At 48.6% G+C, this 11045-nt stretch carries 5 protein-coding genes and 1 pseudogene; all 6 read right to left on the reverse strand.

Features of this window, described 5'->3' with window-relative positions:
- Window positions 1-911 (reverse strand): annotated as a pseudogene (locus VIP81_RS02875) (hypothetical protein); the annotation flags it as partial.
- 12 nt (window positions 912-923) lie between these two features.
- Window positions 924-3338, reverse strand: a complete 2415-nt coding sequence (locus tag VIP81_RS02880; RefSeq protein ID WP_331956973.1) for a glycoside hydrolase family 127 protein — start codon at window positions 3336-3338, stop codon at window positions 924-926.
- A gap of 55 nt (window positions 3339-3393) precedes the next feature.
- Window positions 3394-5049, reverse strand: a complete 1656-nt coding sequence (locus tag VIP81_RS02885) for a RagB/SusD family nutrient uptake outer membrane protein (protein ID WP_331956974.1) — start codon at window positions 5047-5049, stop codon at window positions 3394-3396.
- Window positions 5049-7973, reverse strand: coding sequence for a TonB-dependent receptor (locus tag VIP81_RS02890; protein WP_331956975.1), 2925 nt, complete (start codon window positions 7971-7973; stop codon window positions 5049-5051). The genes VIP81_RS02885 and VIP81_RS02890 overlap by 1 nt, the downstream gene beginning before the upstream one ends.
- A gap of 335 nt (window positions 7974-8308) precedes the next feature.
- Window positions 8309-10030, reverse strand: coding sequence for a DUF885 family protein (locus VIP81_RS02895; protein WP_331956976.1), 1722 nt, complete (start codon window positions 10028-10030; stop codon window positions 8309-8311).
- 12 nt (window positions 10031-10042) lie between these two features.
- Window positions 10043-11045: S9 family peptidase (locus VIP81_RS02900; protein WP_331956977.1), on the reverse strand; the 1003-nt coding region annotated here is incomplete at its 5' end.

Consider the following 11045-nt stretch of genomic DNA (forward strand, 5'->3'; position numbering starts at 1 on the left):
AGGGGGCCGAGGGTTGATTTCCAGTCCGGCGCACTTTCTACGGTAATCCCTTCCACATAGCAGCCACCGGGCCAGCGCACAAAGGCGGGTTTCATTTTTTCAATGAGGGTGGCCAGATCGACCCGCATACCATTGGGGCGGTCGCGGAAAGTATGCACCGGGAAGAGGGATACCATGTCCAGCAACAGGGTACCGGAATGTTGAAAAGAAAGGACCAGGCGGGCGTTTGGATCACTGTCCTTTGCCGTGAGCAGGACGGTGTATTTTTTCCAGTCGGCCCCTTTTGTCAGCAATACCGTGGTATCTGCGAGGACTTTATCCGCGGCTGTTTGCAGGGAAAGGCGTATATTGCCCGTGTAGCCTTTGCTGCCATTGGCGAAGAATGATAAACGATAAGGCATTCCCTTGGTGATGTTCATTCCCCAGAAGCCTTCATTGACCAGTGCGGCTTCATTACGTGCATCCGTTGCCGTTACTTTTACCTGCATAGCATGTGGGGTCGCCGCGGTTAATGGACGATCGTTCACCAGCGATAACTGTATGGCGGCATTCCCTTTTTTCTCTGCGTGCCAGGCTGGCCACTGACTTTGCAGCGGCCATTCCATTTTCCAGTCGGACGGTTGTCCGTTTAGCATAAAATGGGGCTTCAGCGGGAAGGGTTGCAGCCAGCCGTTTTTTAACTGTGTTCCTGCCGGAATACAGTGGTCTTCAAAACCGCGGTTCTGCACCATTTCCCCGTAGAGGCCTCCTTCTCCGGCATGACTGATTTCTTCAAAGAAAATACCATGGAGGGTGGCAGGTATAGCAGCCCCCTTTATAGCGGTATTTACATGGATGCTGGCCGCCGATTGAGCGACAGCAGTGCTACTCCCCATCAGCAGGCAGATGGCAGCAAAAAAGCCGTATTTCATGCGTTTAATTTATTATTCCACGATCCACTCATGTACGCCACTTGCATTTTCAGCAGGTAATTGTACTTCGAGCTTCAGGGCTGTCGTAGTAACGGGTTCGAAAGTAATGACATTGTATTTATCTTTTTCCACGGGATACGGTGTTGTATTCTTCACCGGTATCCAGTCGGCGCCTTGTTTGTAGTAGAGCTTCCAGGCGGCAGGGATGCGGCAGCCACCGAAAGGGCCGTCGTCGTACCAGTATACTTTGGAGCTGCTAACGGTATAGGTGCTGTCGAAATCATAGCGTACCCATTCTGTGCTGCCTTTGGCGGGCCACCAATGTAAATAGAGGGCGCTGTTATCTTTGGAATCTTTTGGTTCGTACTGATCATTCAGCGCCATGTACATGCGTTGATTTTTCACTGACGCACTGACTTTACTTTTAGAAGCAATGGTGGGTGCTGGCTTGGGCCGGGCAGCGGAAGATTCAAAAGGAATCCATACCGTCATTTCCGAGGGGCCGCGGTTGGCCCATGCATAATATGGTATAGCCGTTACCGTTTGCGTGCTGCTGATCAGCGAATCGGAATGGAGTTGTCTGCTGGCGGCGCTGCCAATCATTTGCAGGGTCATTACGCCATTGAGCAGGGCGGGTTGGAAGATGGCATTCACGTCGGCCTGTTTGCGGACTACAATATTCTGCACAGTGGCATCCTTGTTATCCGGACCTTCCAGGCAGTACATCATAGGACCACGTTCCAGGGCAAAGCGATCCAGATCGTCTTTTACCGGCGCTGCAGCCAGTACTTTTTTTACCTCCATGGGGAAGTCCACCACTACTTTATCTCCTTTTTTCCAGGTGCGGTGAATCACGGCATAACCTTTCTCCATTGTGTAGGACACTGGTTTACCATTTAACAGAATGGGGATGTTCACAGCGGTGCTATCGTCTTCAAAATAAAGATTGCCGGGTACGGGGCGGTTTTCTGCCCAGCCGGGAATACGTACTTTCAGGTTAAAGGCGGTAGGTTTAGCGGTGTTGATGGTAATTTCATCTTTACCATTCCAGGGATATTCCGTTTGTTGTACAATATTTACTTTCCCTGCTTTCAGCTGTATGCTGGCGGAGTCGCCTACAAACAGGTTTACATACAGATCATTATCTTTTTGCGCATACACATACCCCGGCATAGAAGGCAGGAAGCGGGTCATATTGGAAATGCAACAGGCGCAGCCAAACCAGGCACTTCGCAGATGCTGCCCCATAGAGGCCAGCGGGTTGGGATAAAAGAAACGGTCGCCACTGAGCGATACGCCGGAGAGCAATCCATTATAGAGGGTGCGTTCCAGTACGTCAATGTATTTAGCGTCGCCGTGAAGCAGAAACATGCGACTGTTCCAGTACACATTGGCAATGGCTGCGCAGGTTTCCGCGTAGGCCGACATGTTCGGCAATTCATACGCGGCGCCGAAAGCTTCACCGGCACCGGTGGCGCCAATGCCGCCGGTGATATATAGTTTCCGGTCTACCACGTCGTCCCAGATATCATCAATGGCTTTGAGGTATTGCTGATCGCCTGTCAACGCGGCTACATCCGCCATACCGGTATACATATACGTAGCACGTACCGCATGGCCAACTGCTTCATGTTGTTCCGTTACTTTTTTATGTGACTGGCTATACTCCTGACTATACGGCGTACCGGGTCCACGTACATCGAGGAAAAACTTAGCCAGGTCGAGGTAAGATTTATTGCCGGTAACGCGGTATAAGCGCGTCAGTCCTGTTTCCACGATCTGGTGGCCTGGAAACTTTTCTTCCTTGCCCCAGCCGAAAACGCGCACCAGCAGGTCGGCATTTTTAATGGCGATGTTGAGCAATGTTTTTTTACCGGTAGCCTGGTAATGTGCTACGGCTGCTTCAAAGAGGTGGCCTGCGTTATAGAGTTCGTGACTCAGGTCTTCTTCTTTTTCCCAACGTTTGCTGCCCATCCATTCGTGTGGCTTGGCTGCTTTTACCGTGCGAAAAGTATAGAGATACCCATCTTTTTCCTGTGCATCGCCAATGATGCTGATGAGGGTGTCGAGGTATTTCTCCAGGCCGGGATTGGGCTGCATTTGCAGGCCGTAAGAGGCGCCTTCAATCACTTTATAGAGATCGGTATCATCGAAGGTATATTCCGTCAGTTTATCGCCGGATAGTTTGCCCGCAGCGCGTAAAAAATTATCTATTCTGCCTGTCTTTCTACATTGTTCCAGTGTATACGGTATCGTTACACCGGCGTTGGTCCTTATTTTTGGCGCCCAGAAATGATCGTTTACCCTTACCTGGGTGAAGGCTACCGGCTTTATCGGATAATCCTGCTGCAGTTGCGCCTGTACCGCCGCCTGACTGAGCAACACACCGGCGCCGGCGATCGCCATTTTTCCCAAAAATGATCTCATACCTTTTGTCTTTATAAACACCTAATATAATAATTTATAATTGTCATTATAACAATTACTGATTGTACCCTGCATTTTGCACCAGCGCGCGGTTTTTACTCATCTCATCCCTGGAGATAGGCCAGTGGTAAAGTGCCGGTTTAAAGTTGCGCTCCTGTCTCACTACATAATTATAGGAAAATGTATTGCCGTTTTTAGTAACGATCACACCTTTCAGTGGTTTATTCTCTGTGATATCTGCTATTTTCCATCTCCGCACATCATACATGCGGTGGCTTTCAAAGCAGAGTTCTACCTGTCGCTCCAGGCGGATATCTTTCTCCAGTTGCGCACCGGTACTGCTGATATCCGGCATCAGTACACTGGGTCTGCTGCGAATTTTATTGATATAGGTACGGGCAGCTTCTTCTTTGTGCAGCGCGGCTTCTATTTCAGCATAGTTGAGGTATAGTTCTGCCAGCCGGAAAATAATCCAGTTCTGGTTGCTGGCATCTTTATTTACATCAATAGATTCGTCCATGTATTTACGCCAGTGGTAACCGGTATTGGTGGCGTTCCAGCCTTGTGGTCCCTGCTGACTGTCTTTCCCACCTTCAAAAATTTCCACAGGCGTGCCTTTAAATGTAGCACCGTTGTAGAGAATATCTGCATAAAAACGTGGATCCCGGTTTGCATACGGATTGGCCGGATCATAACCGGAGGCCGGATCGCTGATACGTTTACCGTTTTTCATTAAGAAAGAATCCACCATATCCTGTGAAGGTGTATATACGCTCCATCCGCCGTAGCTATTGGGTGTGCACACCACATCTATGCCACCGTAGCCGAGCTTGCCGAAGTTAAAGTCAAACAGTACTTCCGGATTATGTTTTTGCAGGAATATTTTTTTATAGTCGGCACCATCAAAAAGCTGTGCGCCATTTTTTTCTGCGGCGGTGATAGCCGCCAATGTAGCGGTTTCCGCGGCCTGCCAGCGGGCAGCATCGTGGCCCGGATTATTTAATTCACTCGCGGCGTATAAGAGTATTCTTGATTTCAACGCCATGGCAGCGATGCTGGTAGCACGGCCCACTTCTGCGCTGTTCTCATATTTTTCCGGTAAGATGCTGATGGCAGAGTCGATATCATTTAATACAAACTGTACGCCCTCTTCGTAGGTATTTCTTTTTACCTCGAAGCTGGTATCAGTGAGGTCATACAATTTACTGATCAGCGGTACGCCGCCGTAGTGGCGGAGCAGGTCGGCATAAGCAAAGGCGCGGAGAAAATAAATCTCTCCCTGCATCCGTCTTTTTTGGGCCTGGGCATCTGCGCTAGCGGCTGGCACATCAGCTATTTTGGAGAAAAATAAATTGCAGTTACGGATTTCCGCGTAGCTGGGTGTCCAGAAATCGTACACCACATTATCCGGGCTGAGTAAGCCTTTGGTAATAATACTTTCGCCGGCATAGTCCAGTTTGGAGAGTCCTTCATCGCTGGTGCCGGACATGAAATATCCTTTCTTAATACCCAGGTCTGTTTGCGAGGGCAATATGGTGTAGCGTGAATTGACGAATGCCTCTGTCAGATTCAATTCTTTCCATACATCGGCATCTGAGTAGGAATCCAGTGGTTTCTTGTCGAGGAATTTTTTTTCACAACTGCTGGCAAACAAGGCCAGTAGTATCAAAGCATATATGGTATAACGTTTCATGATCAGGTATTTTGACATCAGAAATTCAGGTTTACACCCAGGTTAAAAATGCGGGTTTGCGGATAATAAGCACCGGTGTAGGAAATGGTTTCAGGATCATAATTCTTCACCTTATCGAAGGAAAATAAATTAAATCCGCTCAGGTATATGCGCAGGTTATTGATCCCATAAGCCGTGAGTTTTGCCGGCGCAAAAGTATAAGATACCTCTGCTGATTTCAGTTTCAGGAAAGACATATCCTGCAGCCAGAAATCGGAAGGGCGTACGTTGTTACTGTACGAGCGATCGAAAGCACCGGGCATTGTGGCATTGGGATTTTCCGGCGTCCATCTGTTTTCGTATATCCATATGGGTGGTATAAACTCTGCATTGTTTGCCTGGGGAATAATCATTTGTTTAGCCTGGGACTGTCCCTGCCAGAGGAGTCGTATGGCAATACCTTTATAATCGGCGCTCATAGTCACCCCGTAGATGATCAGCGGCGTGGCATTCTGGTAGCTGCGTACACGATCTTTTGCCGTGATGGCACCATCGCCATCATAATCGATATACCTGATGTCACCGGGTTGGGAGCCGGGCAATTTTGCTTTTGTGTCATCGATTTCCTTTTGGGTATGGAAGATACCATCTGTCAGATACATCAGTGATTCATTGTAATTACTACCCAGCTGATAGCCCTGGCGTTTTTGCCAATCCGGCACACTGGCTGGTTCATCGATGAATACAATTTTACTGTGTGTTTGGGTGAAGTTGGCCGTTACGTTGTAGTGTATCTCTTCTCCGATAGTACCACGGGTACCTGCGGTGATTTCAATACCGTGACGATCTACCACGCCTATATTTTCATCCGGCAGTGTAAAACCGGCGGTGGCAGGTACAGAGGCATTTCTTTTAGCCAGCAGCTTGTTTCTGCGGGCCGTGTAATAATCAACGGTGAGATCCAGTTTACCATTCCACAGCGACGCTTCGAGTCCAAAATTTTTCATCTTCTCCACTTCCCAGGTAACATCCGGATTAGGCGTTACCGTAGTCATAAGACCGGGAGCGGGTGTTGGGTTATCATCTGATCCGAGGAAATAATGTTCGAGATCCTCCGCTGCGCGATAGCGGGTTAAAAACTGGTACTGGTTAATACGATCGTTGCCCAGCTCACTATAGGCAGCTCTTACTTTCAGGTTATTGATAAAGGGAGCGGCTTGTTTTAAAAAGGGTTCTTCTGAAATACGCCATCCGATGGAGGCGCCGGGGAAGTTACCATATTGATGACCGGGCGCAAAGTTAAAAGAGCCATCTCTTCTCATCACCAGTTCGGCCAGGTATTTATCTTTATAGGTATAATTTAACCGGCCAAAATAGTTGCGGCGTGCATTCTGATCGGCATTTCCACCATTTGTCACCAATGCAGCATCTGTGTAGGCAGCAAACATCTGGTCTACCGCTGTGCTAATCAATCCTCCCCTGCTGGCATTGATGCCTTCGTTGTAGTAGTCACTCTGTTCATAGGCGATAAATGCGCTGATGAAATGTTCGTTGAAACGCTTTTCGTAGCTGAGTTTGAGGTGGTAGGTTTTAGAAAGACTGTTACCATAGCTCTCATACAAAGAGGTGGGAGCGAGCAATGAATTTCTCACGTTATTATATACCTTATTGGTACTGTCATAACGGTACAGGTCAAAAGGCCGGGTAAAAGTTTTTTCATTATAAAAACTAAAGTCGTGCGCAGCAAATCCGCTAATGGCCAGTCCGGGTGTGATAGCGGGCAATTTCCATTCAAAGGTGGCTGTTGTTTGCAGGCTGTTATTCGCTCTTTTCGTATAGCCGTTGTATCCCTGTGCCAGTTGTAATGTATTCGGTCCTTCGGCACCTGCCTGTGGCAAGCCATTGGGATAAAATGGCGCCAGGCCGGGATAGGTGCCCATCATGTTCAGGAAAATCCCATCTGCCGGTGTACTACCGGCGCCGGTAGGTGGCATTTGTCTGTTTTCCAAACGACCGGCAATGTCTACCCCCACTTTAAAATTGTTGGTGAGTTGTGCGTCTATATTGGAGCGCAGATTATATTGTTTGTAGTTGGTGGCTGATTTCCGGTAAAAGGCATCCTGGTAGGTGTAGGCACCCGACACATAGTATTTCACCCTGTCGGCCCCGCCGGAGATAGTAATGGAATGCTGTGTTTGCGGGGTCCATGGCTTTATCACGGCATCCGTCCAGTCGGTGCTGGGATAGTTCAGTGGGTCGGAACCGTCTTTATACTTCCGGATCTGCTCATCGCTGAAAGTAACGGGGGCGCTGGCGCCGTTTTGTCTTTTATCTTTTTCATTACGGTATAATGCATATTGGTAGGCGTTCACCAGTTTAGGTATGCGCGTGGGCTGCGACAAGCCGAAGTTGCCATCGTAGGAAATACTGGGTTTGCCGCTTTTCCCTCTTTTGGTAGTAACGAGAATAACGCCGTTGGCAGCCTGTGCACCGTAAATCGCGGCAGCGGCATCTTTCAGCACGCTGATACTTTCTATATCGTTGGGATTGAGTCTTTCGAAACCACTTCTGTTGGCCACCCCATCAATCACATACAGCGGTGCGGTGTTGCCGGTGGTACCAGCGCCACGGATCAGGATCGCGGAGCCATCATTGCCCGGTTCACCGGTACGGTTACTAGCTACCACGCCAGGCATTCGTCCGGCGAGGGCATTGGAAATATTAACGGAGCCGCTTTGCCGGATTTCTGTGCCACTGATTTGTGTAACAGCGCCGGTAAGCGTGGCTTTCTTCTGGGTGCCATAACCTACTACAATTACTTCGCCCAGGTTTTTATCAGTTCCTCTCAACACCGCAGTGTCGGTGGATTTCTTTGGCTGCTGCGCTTTTAGTGAAGTGGAATGCAGTGCGCATAAACAGGCGCTGAGTAACAGGCACCTGCCGGGAAATAAATAGTTATTCATAACACTCAATTGGATTTACGGTTGACACGTATGCTATAGAACTTTAATTGTCTTATTGACATTTAAAAGTATTCAGAAAAAAAGAGGAATACTGCGTAAATATTAACGAGTATTCCCTGTATTTTATCAATCCTAAGAAGACTACATGATAAGCAGTGCAATGTCGCTGTATCCGTGATCCCGCCGCATGCCTGCCAGTTGATGGCCGGCTATAACCGGCCGTGCAAGCAAATTAGCGTGGCGCTGCTACTTACCTGCAAACTGTTATGTGCGCGTATTGGCTATCGTTTAGAGCCTAAAAAAGCCGGGGCTGAAGAGCACCCGGCATACTTACGTTATAGCTGATAAAATCGCCAGTTGGTGGCGAAATCTTTAGGTATTGGTTTGTTTAAAAGTATAGCCCTCAACATTTCAATGGGCATCATATTCTCTTTCAGCACGGCATCATGATATTGTTGGTAAGACATTTTTCCGCTGTCTACCAGTTCTTTTTTCAGTGCTTCGAACTGCAGGCCGCCGATCATATAAGCGATCTGGTACAGTGGACTATAGCCGCCTACAAAAGAGCGACGTACTTCTCCTTCTGCATTGGCCCGTTCATGTCCTACACGGTCTACCAGGAAGTCGATGCATTGTTGTGGTGTCCATTTGCCTGTGTGATAGTTGATAGAGAAGATGATCCTCGCGCAACGGTGTTTGCGCCAGAACAACATGCCGATGCGGTCTTCCGGGGATTTGGCGAATCCCTGATCCCAGAGTAATCTTTCCCAGTAGAGTGCCCATCCTTCGATCCAGAAAGGTGTTTCAAAGTGACGATAGGCTTTGTAGCGGTTTTGCATAAACTCCTGTAAGGCGTGGCCAGCCAGCAGTTCATGGTGTACGGTGGCGCGGGAGAAATGCGGATTATTACCCCGCATGCTCATCATTTTATCTTCATGGCTCATACTGCTCACCGGGTAGGAGACAATAAATTCTTCCCCGCCCAAAAAGAAAGGATTCACTAATTGTCTTTCGGGCGACATCATGTTCATGCGCCAGGTTTCTTCTGCCAGTGGTGGTAAAGTGATGAGGTGATGTTGTTTGAGGAAATCTACCGATTCGTTGTAGAGCTGCATCATGGCGGCGGGCTGATCTGCCGGCGGTACGTAGCTGTTCTTCACCTTTTCCATGGCTGCCTTCCAATCGGTGCCCAGTCCCATTTCCCGGGTAGCTTTTTCCATTTCTGCATCGCACCAGGCAAATTCCTTATTGGCGATAGCCACTAATTCTTCCGGGGTGTAGGGGATCATTTCCTGTTGTAGTCCTCTGATGAGTGCTGCGCGGCCAATAGGGTGACCGATAATGCCGCTGCCGTCGTCCGGGAGGTGGCCGCTGCTTTTTTCTCTGTCGGCAAATGTAGCGCCATAGCTTTTCAGGAGACTATCCAGTTGCTTATACGGAGCGGGTATCCACCATGAGAAAAGCGGATCGTAGCCGTTGTAAAAAACATACACGCTGTTGAGGGCATTGCGGAGATCCTTGACCGTAGCTATGCCACGGCGAATTTGGACTATAGAGATCGAGCTGTCTTTTTCGAGTTGTTGCTGATCTTTGCTGACTTCTTTCGCGATATCGTTGAGTTGTGCCGCTAATGCCGGTGCATCTGGTTTGGCGCCACGACGGCGGTTTTGTTCTACCTGATATATTTTATCTGCAAAGGGAAACCATTTTTTCACCTGTATATATTCCTGTTGTGCCTGCGATAAGTCTTCCGCGGTGGCGATCAGTTTACGTTTAAACAGGGTATAATCTACCTGTGCACCTACATTCAACGCCGCATAGTTCAACTGCTGCAGGCGTTGCTGATAGCTCTTTACGAGGGTGATTAACCGGGCGAAACGTTCCGGTGAATTCTCTACAAAATAAAAGCGGTTCAGGATGCCGGCATCGGCATCGTACTGCACCATGATATTGTTGACCTCACTGCTTTGTGCATAGAGGTCATTATCGGCAGATTGCGCGGATACGATTATTTGCTGCAGGAGCAATCCCGCGATCAGGGGAAATATTTTTTTCAAGTTGGTCAGGTTTTACTCGTTAGTATTTCTATCTGGTGGTGTGGATTGTAACAGGTGTTGTACAAAAAAATCGCGGCGTTTAAGACGGCCGTAAGGGCCACCATCACTATGTCCCATGCCGGGTATTGGCAGAAACTCAAACGTCTTGCCTTTTTTTATCAGTGCATCTATTACGCGATAAGTAGATTCCGGTGGCACGTTGGTATCCGCCTCTCCTACCATCAGTAAGAGACTGCCTTGTAATTTGCCGGCGTTGGTGACGTTGGATTGTTCTTCATAATGCTTGCCTACAGGGTATCCCATCCATTGTTCATTCCACCATTGTTTATCTACCCGGTTATCATGACAACCACAGGAGGCCACTGCTGCCTTATAAAATTCAGGATGGAAGAGAAGTCCGCCGAGTGCATTTTGTCCGCCGGCAGAAGTACCGTATAGCCCTACCCGTGTGGTATCCACAAAAGGATACTGCCGGGCCAGTGCTTTGATCCATAAAATACGATCCGGGAAACCAGCGTCTGCGAGGTTTTTCCAGCACACGTCATGAAATGCTTTTGAGCGGTTGGCGGTGCCCATGCCATCTATCTGTACCACAATGAAACCCAGGTCGGCCAGTGCCTGCATGTCGATGTAATAGCTCATAAAGCTTTTAGGCACAAAAGCATCTTGCGGACCGGCATAAATATTTTCTACAACAGGATACAGTTTAGTGGAGTCGAAGTTGGAAGGGCGACACATAACGCCCCAGATATCTGTTTTTCCATCGCGGCCTTTGGCGGCAAAGGGAACCGGGAAAGGCACGCCGGTAGCCTGCCAGGCGCTGACATCCGCTTTTTCCAACACGGTAATAAGTTTACCGTCGGCGGTACGGCGCAATTCATTCACTGGTGGTACATTTACCTGTGAGTATTTATCTATATAAAATTTTTTATCGGGAGAAAAGAAAACGAGGTGGTTGCCGATGGCAGGTGTCAGGTCCAGCAGTTTACTACCGTTGAAGTCTATACGATAATAG

Source organism: Chitinophaga sp., from assembly GCF_036566945.1.
GTDB lineage: Bacteria > Bacteroidota > Bacteroidia > Chitinophagales > Chitinophagaceae > Chitinophaga.

Bases quoted from the DNA above. Each gene is read 5' to 3' on its own strand.
- VIP81_RS02885 (WP_331956974.1), bottom strand. From the start codon at position 5,049: ATGTCAAAATACCTGATCATGAAACGTTATACCATATATGCTTTGATA.
- VIP81_RS02880 (WP_331956973.1), bottom strand. From the start codon at position 3,338: ATGAGATCATTTTTGGGAAAAATGGCGATCGCCGGCGCCGGTGTGTTG.
- VIP81_RS02890 (WP_331956975.1), bottom strand. From the start codon at position 7,973: ATGAATAACTATTTATTTCCCGGCAGGTGCCTGTTACTCAGCGCCTGT.